The organism is Leifsonia sp. CL147, from assembly GCF_900114565.1.
Lineage (GTDB): Bacteria > Actinomycetota > Actinomycetes > Actinomycetales > Microbacteriaceae > Leifsonia.
On the sequence record NZ_FOTM01000006.1, the window covers coordinates 22,419 to 36,687 of the forward strand.

At 71.2% G+C, this 14,269-nt stretch carries 15 protein-coding genes; 11 read left to right on the forward strand and 4 right to left on the reverse strand.

The annotated features are described in order from the left end of the window. The first annotated feature begins 3 nt into the window (after nt 1–3). The 3 genes from BM287_RS07080 to BM287_RS07090 are packed head-to-tail and all read left to right on the forward strand — an operon-like array spanning nt 4 to nt 2,281. Complete coding sequence (locus BM287_RS07080; RefSeq protein ID WP_244527992.1) at nt 4–630, forward strand: TetR/AcrR family transcriptional regulator; 627 nt, start codon at nt 4–6, stop codon at nt 628–630. A 35-nt stretch (nt 631–665) separates the two neighbouring features. Next, complete coding sequence (locus BM287_RS07085; protein ID WP_348271698.1) at nt 666–1,550, forward strand: ABC transporter ATP-binding protein; 885 nt, start codon at nt 666–668, stop codon at nt 1,548–1,550. After that, nucleotides 1,547–2,281 carry an ABC transporter permease gene (locus BM287_RS07090; RefSeq protein WP_090037705.1) on the forward strand — a complete coding sequence of 245 codons (735 nt, stop codon included), beginning with the start codon at nt 1,547–1,549 and terminating at the stop codon, nt 2,279–2,281. The genes BM287_RS07085 and BM287_RS07090 overlap by 4 nt, the downstream gene beginning before the upstream one ends. 24 nt (nt 2,282–2,305) lie before the next feature. Here the strand turns inward: BM287_RS07090 and BM287_RS07095 are convergent, their stop codons facing one another. Both BM287_RS07095 and BM287_RS07100 read right to left on the reverse strand, forming a co-directional pair. Further along, nucleotides 2,306–2,752 (reverse strand): hypothetical protein, encoded by a 447-nt coding sequence (locus tag BM287_RS07095; RefSeq protein ID WP_090037702.1) that lies wholly within the window; start codon nt 2,750–2,752, stop codon nt 2,306–2,308. Then, a complete protein-coding gene (locus tag BM287_RS07100) occupies nt 2,749–3,978 on the reverse strand; it encodes a winged helix-turn-helix domain-containing protein (protein WP_090037699.1) in 1,230 nt (409 codons plus the stop codon). Before BM287_RS07100 ends, BM287_RS07095 begins: the two co-directional genes overlap by 4 nt. A 141-nt stretch (nt 3,979–4,119) precedes the next feature. On the opposite strand from BM287_RS07100, the gene BM287_RS07105 reads away from it, so the two are divergent. From BM287_RS07105 to ilvA, 6 genes are all read left to right on the forward strand, one after another. Continuing rightward, nucleotides 4,120–5,256 (forward strand): ABC transporter substrate-binding protein, encoded by a 1,137-nt coding sequence (locus BM287_RS07105; RefSeq protein WP_090037696.1) that lies wholly within the window; start codon nt 4,120–4,122, stop codon nt 5,254–5,256. Beyond that, on the forward strand, nt 5,235–6,230 hold the full coding sequence (locus BM287_RS07110) for an ABC transporter permease (RefSeq protein WP_090037693.1): 996 nt from the start codon (nt 5,235–5,237) through the stop codon (nt 6,228–6,230). Before BM287_RS07105 ends, BM287_RS07110 begins: the two co-directional genes overlap by 22 nt. Then, entirely contained in the window at nt 6,218–7,075 is an 858-nt protein-coding gene (locus BM287_RS07115) for an ABC transporter permease (protein ID WP_090037690.1), read from the forward strand. The genes BM287_RS07110 and BM287_RS07115 overlap by 13 nt, the downstream gene beginning before the upstream one ends. A gap of 1 nt (nt 7,076) precedes the next feature. Continuing rightward, nucleotides 7,077–8,144: an ABC transporter ATP-binding protein gene (locus tag BM287_RS07120; RefSeq protein ID WP_090037688.1), complete on the forward strand. Its 1,068-nt coding sequence runs from the start codon at nt 7,077–7,079 to the stop codon at nt 8,142–8,144. 103 nt (nt 8,145–8,247) lie between these two features. Further along, nucleotides 8,248–9,561 (forward strand): AI-2E family transporter, encoded by a 1,314-nt coding sequence (locus tag BM287_RS07125; RefSeq protein WP_090037685.1) that lies wholly within the window; start codon nt 8,248–8,250, stop codon nt 9,559–9,561. 58 nt (nt 9,562–9,619) lie between these two features. Continuing rightward, complete coding sequence (gene ilvA, locus BM287_RS07130) at nt 9,620–10,882, forward strand: threonine ammonia-lyase (protein WP_090037682.1); 1,263 nt, start codon at nt 9,620–9,622, stop codon at nt 10,880–10,882. 498 nt (nt 10,883–11,380) lie between these two features. On the opposite strand, the gene BM287_RS07135 is transcribed toward ilvA, so the two are convergent. Then, nucleotides 11,381–11,947 carry a TetR family transcriptional regulator gene (locus BM287_RS07135; RefSeq protein ID WP_090037678.1) on the reverse strand — a complete coding sequence of 189 codons (567 nt, stop codon included), beginning with the start codon at nt 11,945–11,947 and terminating at the stop codon, nt 11,381–11,383. Between the two features lie 101 nt (nt 11,948–12,048). Between BM287_RS07135 and BM287_RS07140 the strand changes: the two genes are divergently transcribed. After that, nucleotides 12,049–12,954 carry an SDR family oxidoreductase gene (locus BM287_RS07140; RefSeq protein ID WP_090037675.1) on the forward strand — a complete coding sequence of 302 codons (906 nt, stop codon included), beginning with the start codon at nt 12,049–12,051 and terminating at the stop codon, nt 12,952–12,954. On the opposite strand, the gene BM287_RS07145 is transcribed toward BM287_RS07140, so the two are convergent. Then, nucleotides 12,951–13,421 carry an Lrp/AsnC family transcriptional regulator gene (locus tag BM287_RS07145; protein ID WP_090037672.1) on the reverse strand — a complete coding sequence of 157 codons (471 nt, stop codon included), beginning with the start codon at nt 13,419–13,421 and terminating at the stop codon, nt 12,951–12,953. The genes BM287_RS07140 and BM287_RS07145 overlap by 4 nt on opposite strands. Before the next feature lie 110 nt (nt 13,422–13,531). Between BM287_RS07145 and BM287_RS07150 the strand changes: the two genes are divergently transcribed. Further along, the gene (locus BM287_RS07150; protein ID WP_090037669.1) at nt 13,532–14,161 is read left to right on the forward strand and encodes a LysE family translocator; all 630 of its coding nucleotides are present in this window, start codon (nt 13,532–13,534) and stop codon (nt 14,159–14,161) included. Nucleotides 14,162–14,269 lie beyond the last annotated feature (108 nt).

The window sequence follows — 14,269 nt, forward strand, 5'->3', positions numbered from 1 at the left end:
CTCGTGAGTGAGGTCGACGAACGCCGCCGCCCGGGCCGCCCGCGCAAGGATCGCGGGACCGCCTCGGCGCGTGCCGCCATCCTGCGCGCGGCCGCCGACGAGTTCGCCGAGCGCGGGTACGAGGCGGCCTCGCTGCGGGCCGTCGCGCGCTCCGCCGGGGTCGACTCCGCGCTCGTCCACCACTACTTCGACGGCAAGGCCGACCTGTTCGCGGCCACGATGGAGGCGCCGCTGCGTCCGGACCGCGTCCTCGAGGTCGTGCTCGCCGGTCCGCGCGAGGCGGTGGGGGAGTCGCTGGTGCGCTACCTGCTGGAGCGCCTGGACGACGAGAAGGCCGCGCGGCGCATGGTCGTCATCCTCCGGACCGTGCTCGGCAGCGGACCGGGCACGCGGATGGTGCGCGAGTTCCTGACGAGGGAGGTGCTGTCCAAGCTCGCTGCGCTGTCCGACGGGCCGGACGCGCGTCTGCGGGCTGAGCTCGCCGCCTCGCAGCTGGTCGGCGTCATGATGACCCGTTACGCGCTGCAGGTCGAGCCGATCGCCAGCGCGCCGGCGGACGAGCTCGCCCGGCGCGTCGGGCCGGTGCTGCAGTGGCAGCTGTTCGGGGATCCCGGCTCGCCTGTCGCTTGACGCGCGCCTCTCGCGGGCGAATAATTCAGCACATGATGAATTCGCCGGAGGACACCCGGTCGACCGCGATCGCGATCGAAGGGTTGCGCGTGCGCCGGGGCCGCGTCGAGGTCCTGCACGGGCTCGACCTGCACGTCCCGCGCGGTCAGGTGGTCGGTCTGCTGGGGCCGAGCGGATGCGGCAAGACGACCCTCATGCGCGCCATCGTCGGCGTGCAGAAGGTGAAGGGCGGCACGGTGTCCGTCCTCGGGCAGCCGGCCGGCTCGGCGGCCCTCCGGCACCGCGTCGGCTATGTCACGCAGGCGGCCAGCGTGTACGACGACCTCACCATCCGGCAGAACCTGGACTACTTCCGCCGGGTCCTCGGCGCCGCGCGCGCGGACGTGGACAGCGCGATCGCCGCCACGGATCTCCAGGAGCACGCGGGACGCCTGGTCTCGTCGCTCTCGGGCGGGGAGCGCAGCCGGGTCTCGCTCGCCGCCGCGCTGCTCGGCTCGCCCGACCTCCTCGTGCTCGACGAGCCGACGGTCGGGCTCGACCCGCTCCTCCGTGTCGAGCTGTGGGCGCTGTTCCACCGTCTCGCGGACGCGGGCACCAGCCTCCTGGTCTCCAGTCATGTGATGGACGAGGCCAGCCGCTGCGACCGCCTCATCCTGATGCGGGAGGGCGCGGTGCTGGCCGACGCAACGCCCGAGGAGCTGCTCGCCGAGACCGGAGCGGCGGATGCGGAGGGCGCCTTCCTCGCCCTCCTGCGGCGCCGCCACGCACGCCACGCGCTGACGGAGCCGGAGGATGCGGCGGCGGAGGAGGCCGACGAGGCGGAGGCGACGGAGGCGACGGAGGCGACGGAGCCCGCGAACGGGAGCGACCGCGACCACCGGCACGACCACCGTGCCGCACACGAGGAGGAGGCGCGATGAACCCGACGCGCGTGTTCGCGACCGCCGGCCGCGTCCTCAACCAGATCCGCCACGACCCCCGCACGATCGGGCTGCTGCTCGTGGTTCCGGCCCTCCTGATCGGCCTCGTGGCCTGGATCTTCACCGACACCCCGGTGTTCGCGACGATCGGTCCGGCCATCCTCGCCCTGTTCCCGTTCATCGTGATGTTCCTCGTGACCTCGATCACGACGTTGCGGGAGCGGCGCACCGGGACGCTGGAACGGCTCCTGTCGATGCCGCTCGGGCGCGGCGACTTCATCCTGGGCTACACCATCGCGTTCGGACTGATCGCGGTGGTCCAGGCGCTGATCGCGTCGGCCTACGCCCTCTGGGTCTGCGGACTCGACGTGAAGGGCGACCCGTGGCTGCTCGTCGCCGTCGCCGTGACCGATGCCGTGCTCGGAAGCACCCTCGGCCTGTTCGCCAGCGCGTTCGCGCGAACCGAGTTCCAGGTGGTGCAGTTCATGCCGCTGCTGGTCTTCCCGCAGATCCTGCTCGGCGGGATCTTCTTCCCGCGCGACCAGCTGCCCTCCGGCCTCAAGGAGATCAGCGACTGGCTGCCGCTGTCGCACGCGGTGGATGCGCTGAACGCGGTGGCGACGAACACCCACGACGCGGCCTACATCGGTGGCCAGCTGCTCATCATCGGCGCCTACGCGCTCGGCGCCGTGGTCCTCGGCGCGCTCACGCTCCAGCGCCGGACGGCCTGAGGCGCGTCCGTCGCCGCCGCGCGATCAGGCGGACGCCTCCGCGCCGTCGGGCACCTGCAGCTCGGCGGTGCCCGTGTAGCGGTAGCGGACGCGACTTCCGACGCGGGGCTCGTCGATCGGCCGCCATTCGGTGCCGACGTTGTCCTCTCCGACCAGCGAGACGTCCCGGATGACGTCCTTCGGCCGGCCGTCGACATACGACTGCACCACCTCGGCGTACACCTCCGAGTCCGGGTTGAGGAGCACGGCGATGTAGTGGTCCGACGGCCGCACCTCGCGGACCGGCACCCAGAGCCGTCCGTCGAACTGGACGAGAGTCCCGCCGTTCCCGGCGCCGTGCGGTCTCACCCCGGTCACGATGCCGTCGAACCAGGTGTCGCCGTCGCGGTACGCGTAGAGCTCCCGCATCGGTGTCTCATAATCGGCCTCGTCGGCCCCGGCCTCGTCCAAGTAGTCCAGCGGTGACGTCATGCCCCGCACCCTACCCCCGGCTGCAGCCCGTCCGCGAGCCGCGGCGCGAGGTCGCCCCGGGCGCCCTCCGCCACCTCCACCCGCTCCAGGCCCTGCCAGGCCGCCGTCTCGGCCAGCAGCGGGAGGAGACGGTCGATCGTCGCAGGCGGCGCACCGGGCTCGGTCCACGCGGACTGCACCCGCAGCACGCCGGCCTGGCGGTCGCTCTTCAGGTCGATCCGGCCGACCAGCGCGTCGTCCAGCAGGATCGGGAGGGAGTAGTACCCGTACACGCGCTTGGGCGCCGGCGTGTAGATCTCGATCCGGTAGTGGAAGCCGAACATCCGCAGCGCCCGGTCGCGGTACCAGACGACCGGATCGAAGGGCGACAGCAGCGCGGCCGCCTCGAGAAGACGCGGTTTGCGGGCGTCGCGATGCATCCAGGCGCGAAGCGGCCGCCCGGCGCTCTCCCAGCCGGGCACGCGCACCGGGACGAGCTCGCCGGCATCCTCGAGCTCCTGCAGCGCGACCGCGACGCGCGGACCCTTGATGCGGTAGTAGTCGGCGAAGTCGCGTGCCGTGCCGATGCCGTGCGCGACCGCCGCCCGCCGCAGCAGCTCGCGGACCGCGTCCTCCTCCGGCACGGTCCGGTCGAGGACGCTCGCGGGCAGGACATCGGCCGCCAGACCGTAGCGCCGCTGGAACCGTGTCCGGCCGGCGATCGCCACTTCGCCGCACACGAACATCCGCTCCAGAGCGCGCTTCACGTCGGACCATCCCCACCACGGCCCGGTCCGGTGGTTGGCGTCGTGCTCGATCTCGCCGGCGACGAGCGGCCCCTTCTCGGCGAGCTCCCCGCGCAGCCACTCCACCGTGCTCTGGTTCACCTCGAACCAGCCCGCCGGGCCGTTCAGCCGCTCCCGGAACTCCCGCATCCGCCACGCGAACAGCGGCCAGTCCTCTTTGCGCACGAAGGCGGCCTCGTGCGCCCAGTACTCCGTGTGCGGACCGCGGGCGTCGAAGGTCAGCCGGTCGAGCAGCGCTCGGTCGTAGCCGCCGAGGCGTGCGAAGGCGGGCAGGTAGTGACTGCGCTCGAACACGTTGACGGAGTCGATCTGCAGGAGCCCCAGCCGATCGACCAGCCCGTTCAGCTGCCGGGTGCCGACCACGGCCGGCCGCGGCCTCCCGAAGCCCTGGGCGGCGAGCGCGATCCGCCGGGCGAGAGCGGGGGAGACCTGTTCGACCACGGACCGACACTATCGACAACCCCGGACATCGGACGTTCACCGACCCGTTACCGGCTCGCGGCCGGCCGGACGCATCCGCTTCCTAGCCTGACGAGGTCCGGGCGATCCGCCCGGACGACACCGTGCACTGGAGGAAAACCCGTGACCACTAAGCGCGCACGAGTCGCCGGCTTCGCCGCCGCGGCCGCCGTCGTCGCACTCTCGCTCTCCGCCTGCTCCGGCGGGGCGAGCGCCAGCACCGCCGACAACGCCTCGATCGCCACCGCCACCGACGCAGCGTCGGCCGGAGGGATGGATGCGCTCATCGCCGCCGCGAAGAAGGAGGGCAGCCTCAACATCATCGCGACGCCGGGCGACTGGGCGAACTACCAGGAGATCTTCGACGGCTTCACCAAGAAGTACGGGATCACCATCAATCCGAGCCAGGACAGCGCCTCCAGCCAGGAGGAGATCGACGCCGCCAAGAAGCTGAAGGGCCAGGACACCGCTCCGGACACCTTCGACATCGGCTCGTCGGTCGCCCTCGCCAACACGCAGTACTTCGCCGCGTACAAGCCGGCCGGCTGGAACGACATCCCGGACGCCCAGAAGGAGAAGACCGGCCTCTGGAAGGTCGGCTACTACGGGGTCATGGCCGTCGGCTACGACGCGAACAAGATCAAGACCGCACCGAAGTCCTTCAGCGACCTGCTGAAGCCGGAGTTCACGGGAGCCGTCGCGCTCAACGGCAACCCGACGCAGGCGGCCGCCGCGGCCGGAGCCGTCGCCTACGCGACCCTGCAGAACGGCGGGACGCTCGACGACCTGACTCCGGGCGTCGACTGGTTCTCGAAGCTGAAGAAGGCCGGCAACTGGAACGCCGCGGACGGCAAGCCGAACACCATCGCCTCGGGGGAGACGCCGGTGCTGCTCGACTGGTCGTTCAACCAGAAGGGCTACGCCACTTCGGCCACGATCAAGTCCGGCGGCGTGGACTGGAAGTACGTCGTCCTTCCCGGCACCGCCTACGTCGGCTACTACAACCAGGCGATCAGCAAGGATGCGCCGCACCCGGCCGCCGCTCGGCTGTGGGAGGAGTACCTCTACAGCGACGCCGCCCAGAACGCGTGGCTGAAGGGCGGCGCCTACCCGGTGCGCGTCGACGCGATGCAGAAGGCGGGGACGCTGGACACTGCCGACTTCCCGGGCACGCTCGACAAGATGGCGGTCATGAGCGACAAGCAGGCGACGGACGCGGGCACGCTCCTGAACTCCACGTGGGCCAACGCGGTCGGCTGATGACCGAGACCATCACAGGCGCCGCGGCGCCTGCGGTCGGCGCTGCCGCCGGAGTCTCCGACACGGAGACCCGGCGGCAGCCGTCGTCGTCCCGTCGTGTGGCCGCGCGCCCACGCAAACGCCGCAGGACCGGTGCCGCGGCGCTCCTCGGGCTGACCCCGTTCGCCTTCTGCGTCGTGGTGTTCCTCGCCGTCCCGACCGTCGTCGCGGTCGCCAGCGGCTTCGTGGATGGGCAGGGCCGGTTCACGCTGTCCAACCTCACGGGCCTCGCGGAGCCGGCCATCGCCGGCTCGTTCTTCGGCGCGTTCTGGCTGTCGGCGGTCACCGCCGTCGTCGGCGCCCTCGCCGGCGCGGCGCTCTGCTTCGCGATGCTCGGCGCCCGGCAGGGCGGCGTCGCCCGCTCCCTGGTGGACTCGGCGAGCAGCGTCCTGGCCCAGTTCGGCGGCGTCATGCTCGCGTTCGCCTTCATCGCGACCATCGGCGCGCAGGGTCTGGTCACCGTCCTGCTCCGCACCGTCGCGCACGTGAACATCTACGAGAACGGCGTCTGGCTCTACACCGTGCCGGGCCTCATCCTCCCGTACCTCTACTTCCAGATCCCGCTCATGGTGATCACGTTCATGCCGGCGCTCGAGGGCCTGCGACCGCAGTGGCTGGAGGCGACGGCGACCCTCGGGGGCAGCCGCTGGACGTATTGGAGGCGCGTGGGCGGGCCCATCCTCCTCCCGTCGTTCCTCGGCAGCCTGCTGCTCCTGTTCGCGAACGCGTTCTCCTCCTATGCGACGGCCGCCGCTCTGGTCGGCCAGGCCAACAACATCGTGTCGTTGCAGATCCGGCAGGCGCTCATCAGCGAGACGGTTCTCGGCCGGGCGAACCTCGCCGGGGCGATGGCTCTCGGGATGCTGCTGGTCATGGTCGTCGTGATGGTGGCCTACTCGGCGCTCGTGCGCCGGACCGCGCGGTGGCAGCGATGACCCGGTCCGTGGAGGCGCGTCCGCGGCGACAGCGCAGGGCACCGCAGCTGCGCCTCGGCCCCGGCCCTGCCGTGCGCGCCGTCATCTGGACGGTGCTCGGCCTGTTCTTCCTCATCCCGCTGTTCTCGATGGTGGAGTTCACCCTCCGCAGCGCCAAGCCCGGCGTCTACAGCCTCGACCGCTGGGTCGCGCTGTTCTCCGGGGGGACCACCCGCTACGACCGCGTCTATCAGGGACTCGGCAACTCGCTGGTGCTGGCTGTGGTCACGGTCGCGATCGTGCTCCTGGTGCTGCTGCCGACCATCGTGCTGGTCGAGCTGCGGTTCCCGAAGCTGCGGCGGCTCCTGGAGGCGGTCTGCCTGCTGCCGATCATGATCCCCGCGATCGTCATGGTGGTGGGCCTCGCGCCGACCTACGCGGTCGTGACCCAGCTCTTCGGGTCCGGCTCCTGGACGCTCGCCTTCGCCTACGGGATCACCGTGCTGCCGTACGCCTTCCGCGCCATCCAGAGCAATGTCGGCGCGGTGGATATGGTCACGCTCAGCGAGGCAGCCCGGTCGCTGGGCGCGGGCGTGGGGACCGTGTTCCTCCGGGTCCTCGTGCCGAACCTGCGGCGCGGCATCCTCGCCGCCTCCGCCCTCTCCGTCGCTGTCGTGCTGGGCGAGTTCACGATCGCCTCGCTGCTCTCCCGCGTCAACCTGCAGACCTCCCTGCTGCTGGTGTCGCAGTCCGACCCCTTCGTCGCGGTCATCTTCGCGCTTCTCGCGCTGGTGTTCGCGTTCGTCCTCCTCGTCGTCGTCGACCGCCTCGTGAGCGTGCGACGCCGGCGCACCGCGAAAGGCTGACATGACCGCCGTCGAGACCACCGCCCTCTCCTCCCGCACCGGGTCGACCGTCGAGCTGCGCGACCTCGTGCGCGACTTCGGCGGCGGGGCCGGGCTGTCCGGCCTCCACCTGGCTGCGGCCCCCGGCGAGCTCATCGCGCTCCTCGGCCCGAGCGGATGCGGCAAGACCACCGCCCTCCGCGCCCTGGCGGGCCTGGAGCGGGTGGACAGCGGCAGCATCCTGATCGACGGCCGGGAGGTCACCGATGAGCCGACCAGCCGGCGCGACCTCGGGATGGTGTTCCAGTCGTACTCGCTGTTCCCGCACCTGACCTCCGGGCAGAACGTGGAGTTCGGCCTGCGGATGCGGAAGGTCGCGGCCGCGGACCGCCGTCGCCGTGCCGCCGAGGCGCTGGAGCTGGTCGGCCTCGACCACCACGCCGGCCGATACGCGCACCAGCTCTCCGGCGGTCAGCAGCAGCGCGTGGCGCTCGCCCGCGCGCTCGTCACGGAGCCGCGCGTCCTCCTGCTCGACGAGCCGCTGTCGGCCCTCGACGCCCAGGTGCGGGTGCAGCTGCGGGAGGAGATCCGGCGCATCCAGACCGGGCTCGGCATCACGACGTTCTTCGTCACGCACGACCAGGAGGAGGCGCTCGCCGTCGCCGACCGCGTCGCGGTGATGCGGGCCGGCCGGATCGAGCAGATCGGCACGCCGGAGGAGCTCTACCACCGGCCGGCGACCGCATTCGTGGCCGAGTTCGTCGGCCTGACGAACCGGGTCGACGGCACGGTCGACGGCGGCCGGCTGCGCGTGCTCGGGCAGGACGTCCCGCTGGCCTCGCCGACCGCCGATGGGCCGGTCACCGCATACCTGCGGCCCGAGGACGTGCTGCTCGCGACGGACGGCATCCCGGCGGTCGTGCTCACCACGAGCTTCCTCGGTGCGCTGCGTCGCACCCGCGTGCGGCTCGAGGACGGCACCGAGCTGTCCGTGCAGCACGGTGCTCGGCAGCGTCCCGAGCCGGGCGAGCGGATCGCCGTCGGCCTGGCCGGCTCTCCGGTGACGGTCGCAGCTCGTGCCGCCGGCTGAGGGAAGCGCGGCTCGTCCGGCCTCGAACCGGCCGCCGCTGTGAAGGCACCGAGGGCGGTGCCCGGAACGCCGTCCGTCCCGGACGCCGCCCTACACTGGCGGCATGCCTGACACCGAGCGTCCCCTCCCGCCGCCCGCGTCCGCTCCCGGCCACGGCCCGGCCGTCGATCCGCAGTCCAACCAGGCACCGGCGCGGTCCTGGTTCCAGCGCCGCCGGCGCGACCCCGGCGAGCCGACGGAGCCGACCGGGCCGGTGGACGAGTCGCTGCCGCGCGGCGTCCGCCTGGCCGGGGCCTGGTCTTGGCGACTGCTCCTGATCGGCGCTGTCGTCGCCGTGCTGATCTTCCTCATCGTGCAGCTGCGTCTCATCGTCATCCCCGTGCTGATCGCCGTGCTGCTCTCGGCGCTGCTCGTCCCGTTCAAGGACTCCCTCGTCCGCCACCGCTGGCCGAAATGGCTGGCCATCGTGACGGTGCTCCTCGCGCTCATCGTCGTCGTCACCGGGCTGTTCTATCTCGCGATCTGGCAGGTCGCCCGCGAGAGCCACGACCTCCAGCAGCAGTCGGTGGATGCGTTCAGCGGGTTCCGCAGCTGGCTCACCACCGGACCGCTCGGTCTCTCCGAGGACCAGCTCGACAGTGCGCTCGCATCGGCCTGGTCGTCGCTCCAGTCGGACAGCCAGGTGCTCGTCTCCGGAGCGCTCTCCGTCGGATCGACGCTGGGCCACGTCCTCACCGGGTTCCTGCTGACCCTGTTCAGCACGCTGTTCATCCTGATCGACGGCCGCGGGATCTGGAACTGGATCGTCCGGGTCTTCCCGCGCAATGCCCGCGCGGCGGTGGATGGCGCGGGCCGCGCCGGATGGGTGACCCTGCGCAACTTCGTGAAGGTGCAGATCCTGGTCGCCTCCATCGACGCGCTCGGGATCGGGCTGGGAGCGTTCATCCTCGGGCTGCCGCTGGTGCTCCCGATCGCCGTGCTGGTGTTCCTCGGGTCGTTCATCCCCGTCGTCGGCGCGGTGCTCACCGGGGCGATCGCCGTGTTCGTCGCACTGGTGTTCAAGGGCTGGGTGTTCGCGCTCATCATGGTCGGCGTGGTCCTGCTCGTGCAGCAGGTCGAGGGACACGTGCTGCAGCCGCTCATCATGGGCACGGCGGTCAAAGTGCATCCCCTCGCCGTCGTACTCGCGGTCGCGGCAGGATCGCTGCTCGCCGGCATCCCCGGCGCGCTCTTCGCGGTCCCCTTCGTCGCCGTGCTCAACGTGATGGTGCACTACGTGTCGGGCGGCGCGTGGCGCGGCAGGCCGCCGGGGGAGTGGTCGGCGCCTCCCGCCGCCATCTGGCAGACGGTTCCCCGTCGGGTGCGGCGGACAGCGGCGGGGAGCCGCGACGCGGGAGCCGACAGCGCTGGGCGGTGAGCGGCGGGGGCTGAACTCCATGCGGTGCGCAGAATACGAGCGCCGGTAGGCTGTTCCCGTGGCAACCGTGACCCCCGACACGCGTACTCCGTTCGCAGGCCCGAGCCTCGACGAGTTCGAGGCCGCGCGTGCCGTCGTCGCCGATGTGGCCCAGCCGACGCCGATGGAGAGCTCGCGGTATCTCAGTGACCTCCTGGGTGCTCCGGTCCTGCTGAAGTGCGAGAACCTCCAGCGCACCGGCTCCTACAAGATCCGCGGCGCCTACAACCGGATGTCGAAGCTCAGCGCCGAGGAGCGCGCCAGGGGAGTCGTCGCCGCCTCGGCCGGGAACCACGCGCAGGGCGTGGCGTTCGCGGCTCGCGAGCTGGGCATCCACGCGACGATCTTCATGCCCGTCGGGGTCGCCATCCCGAAGTTCCAGGCGACGCGCGCCTATGGAGCGGATGTGGTGCTCAGCGGCAGCATCGTCGACGAGACTCTGCGTGCGGCCGCGGACTTCGCCGCCGAGACGGGAGCTGTGCTCATCCCGCCGTTCGACCACCCGGATGTGGTGGCCGGGCAGGGAACGCTGGGGCTCGAGATCCTCGACGCCGTCCCCGATGTCGCGACCGTGCTCGTCCCCATCGGCGGCGGCGGACTCATCTCCGGGGTGGCGAGCGCCATGAAGCAGCGCGCCGCCGTGGACGGGCGGACGGTCCGGATCATCGGCGTGCAGGCGGCCAACGCCGCCGCGTATCCGCCGTCGCTCGCAGCGGGGGAGCCGACCGACATCGCCCTGGTCGGGACCATCGCCGACGGCATCGCCGTGAGCCGGCCGGGCGCGCTGAACTTCGAGATCGTCCGGGATGCGGTGGACCAGGTGGTCACCGTGTCGGAGGACGACATCGCGCGAGCCATGGTGCTGCTGCTCGAACGCGCCAAACTCGTGGTGGAGCCTGCCGGCGCGGCGGGCGTCGCGGCCATCCTCGCGGGTCTCGTGCCGGCGGACGGGACCACCGTCGCCATCCTCTCCGGGGGGAACATCGACCCGCTCCTGATGCAGCGCGTCATCAGCCAGGGACTCGCGGCCTCCGACCGGTACCTCAAGCTCACGATCATGCTGCCCGACCGTCCCGGCCAGCTCGCCCGCATCGCGGAGATCCTCGCGGGCGTCAACGCGAACGTCGTCGAGGTGCTGCACACGCGGCACGGACGCGGGATGCAGCTCAGCCAGGTCGAGCTCGACGTCAGCGTGGAGACCCGCGGCACCGAGCACCGCGGGCACGTCATCGACGCGCTGCGGGCCGCCGGCTACGACCCCGTCGTCGAAGACGATTCCTGACGCCGCTCACGCGCCGCCTTCGCACGCACCGCTCGATCGCGTCTTCGCCGGGAGCCGACATTCGTGACGAATGTGCGTTCTGACGGGGCTTAACGCGACATTCGTCACGAATGTGCCTTCCGGCCGGGTCCGGGGCAAAGGCGACATTCGTGACGAATGTGCATTCCGGCCGGGTTCAACGCGACATTCGTCACGAATGTGCATTCTGGCTGGGTTCGAGGCGACATTCGTGACGAATGTGCATTCTGGCGGGGCTCAACGCGACATTCGTCACGAATGTGCCTTCCGACTGGGTTCGAGGCGACATTCGTGACGAATGTGCGTTCCGGCTGGGGCTGGGGCTGGGGCAAAGGCGACATTCGTGACGAATGTGCCTTCTGACCGGGTTGAACGCGACATTCGTCACGAATGTCGCACGTGGAGGGGGAGGCGGAGAGCGGAGAGGGGGGAGGCGTAGAGCGGAGGCGGGGCGGCGGAGAGCGGCGGAGGGAGGGGGGGTCAGCGAGCGAGGGCACGGACGGCCTCGAGAGCGACGGCGACCCGCTGCTCCAGGGTGCCGCCGTCCGGCTCGGCGACCCACCGCTCGAAGCCGATGCGGAACGCGGAGACCGCCGCGTCGGCCGCGATGCTCGCGCCGGGCTCGCTCACACCGCGCTCGCGCAGGGTCGCGGCGGAAGCGGCGGCGAGGGAGGCGAGCTTCAGCAGTTCGCGCTCCTGCAGGCTCGGCGTCGCGGCGATGACGGCCGAACGCAGCCGCGAGAAGTCGTCGGCGTTCACGTGGGCGATGAGCCGGCAGGCGGCGAGCACCCCTTCGCCCGCGGCGGCGAGCGGGGAGGAGTCGGCCGGCGCCTCAGCGATGGCGGCGACCACCGCATCCTGCAGGTCCGCGGATCCGGCGAAGAGGACCTCGCGCTTGTCGGAGAAGTGCCGGAAGAACGTGCGCTCGGTCAGGCCGGCGCGCTCCGCGATGTCGGCGACCGTCGTCTGCTCGAAGCCGCGCTCGCGGTAGAGCTCGAGAGCTGCCGCTCTGAGGCGGAGCTGCGCGTCCGGTGTCCAACGTCCCATGTCGACAGTCTACCGACGAAAGCGCGCACTGATGACAGTCACTGACATGAGTGATAGTGTCGATGACAGTCACTGACATCACGACAACTGGAGGTCACACAATGCGTGTTTTCGTCACCGGAGCATCCGGCTGGATCGGCTCGGCCGTCGTTCCCGAACTCATCGAGGCCGGCCACGAGGTCATCGGCCTCGCGCGGTCCGGCGCGTCCGCGGAGCGCATCCGCGCAGCGGGCGCCCAGCCGCATCCCGGCTCGCTCGACGACCTCGAGAGCATCCGGTCGGGAGCGGCGGCGGCCGACGCCGTCATCCACCTGGGCTTCAAGCACGACTTCGACCGCTTCGCCGAGTCCGGCCGCACGGAGCGCGCGGTCGTTCAGGCCATCGGCGACGAGCTCGCCGGCTCGGGGCGTGCTCTGCTGTTCGCGTCCGGGCTCGCCGGAAGCCCGGGCGTCCTGTTCACCGAGAACGATCCCTCGCCGTTCTCCGGACCGGATGCGCCGCGCGGCGGAGGCGAGAACTTCGCCTTCGAGTACGCCGATCGCGGCGTGCGGCCCGTCGCCCTGCGCTTCTCGCCGACGGTTCACGGGATGGGCGACCACGGCTTCACCGCCCAGCTCGCCCGCATCGCCCGCGAGCGCGGAGTGGCCGCCTGGATCGGCGACGGCTCCAGCCGCTGGCCCGCTGTCCACCGCAGCGACGCCGCACGGCTCGTCCGCCTCGCGCTCGAGCAGGCGCCCGCCCGCGGGATCGTCCACGCGGTCGGCGAGGAGGGCATCCCGTCGCGTGCCATCGCGGAGGCGCTGGGTGCCGCGCTCGAGCTGCCCTCCGCATCCATCGCCCCGGAAGACGCCGAGTCGCATTTCGGCTGGATCGGCGCGTTCTTCGGGATGGACATCGTCGCCTCCGGCGCGCTCACCCGGGAGCGCTTCGGCTGGACCCCCACCGGACCGACCCTCCTCGAGGACATCGCCGCCGGCGCCTACTCGCCGGTTCCCGTCGCCGGCTAGGTCCTGCGCGGGTGGCCGGTCGGGAGTGCGCGCCGGCCGGTCACCTGCTTCATCACGAGGGTCGACGAGAGCTTGCGCACACCCGGGAGGGCCCCGAGCGGGCCGTCGAACAGCTCCTGGTACGCCGGGAGGTCCGTGGTGAGCACCCGGAGCATGTAATCGGGATCGCCGAACAGCCGTTCGGCCTGCACGACGTTCGGGATGTCGAGGACACCCGCTTCGAAGGCGCCGACGGTGTCCGGATCGGTCCGGTCGATGCGGACGAAGACGATCGCCTCGAAGTCGAGGCCGACCGCGGCGGGGGAGACCACCGCGCGGTAGTGCTCGATCGCCCCCGAGCGCTCCAACTCGCGGACCCTCCGGTGGCAAGGGGACAGGGTCAGGCCGACCCGGTCGGCCAGGTCGGTGAGACTGATGCGCCCGTCCTCTTGAAGCACCGAAAGGATTTCGCGGTCGATGGCATCCATGGGGTGGATTCTTCCACGGTCTGCTCAGGATTGCTCACTATTGGCAAGCACCTTCGTCGCCGATTGGCATAGATTCCTGCCCATCACCGAGAGGCGAGTGGAGGCGGACGATGACAGCAGCGGCGATCTTCGGATTCTGGGGTGTGTCGACCTTGCTCGTCCTGACGCCCGGCGCGGACTGGGCGTTCGCCATCGCTGCGGGTGCACGTCGCCGCGCCGTCCCCTCGATCGCCGGGATCGTCACCGGCTATGCCGTCGTCGTGCTCGCGGTCGCCGTCGGGGTCGGAGCCCTCGTGGCCGCGAACCCGCTGCTGCTCGGCGCGTTGACGATCGGCGGTGCCCTGTACCTCATCTGGATCGGGCTGAACGGCCTGCTGCGGGCGCCGGCTCCCCTGACCGCTCCGGGCGAGGCCGTCGCTTCCGCGTGGAGCACGTTCTTCCGCGGCGCGGGCGTGTCCGGATTCAACCCGAAGGGTCTGCTCGTGCTGCTCGCGCTGGTGCCGCAATTCACCTCGCGGGACACATCCTGGCCCCCGGCCGCACAGATGCTGCTTCTCGGCGGTCTGTTCGTCGCGACCTGCGCACTCGTCTACTCGGGGGTGGCGCTGCTGTCCCGTCTCGTGCTCGTCGGCCGTCCGCGCAGTGCGGCGGTGGTCGCGCGCATCTCGGGCGCCGCGATGACTCTCATCGGTCTGGCTCTCCTCGTGGAACGAGCGGTGCAGTGGCTGTCCGCATCCTGACCCTAAAAGAGGTGGCTGCCGTTTCGTGCGGATATCCGATGTAATAATACGAACCAGTCGGTCCACGTTGGCTGGCTACCCGAACAGGCCCAGGTTTCGTACCGGGCC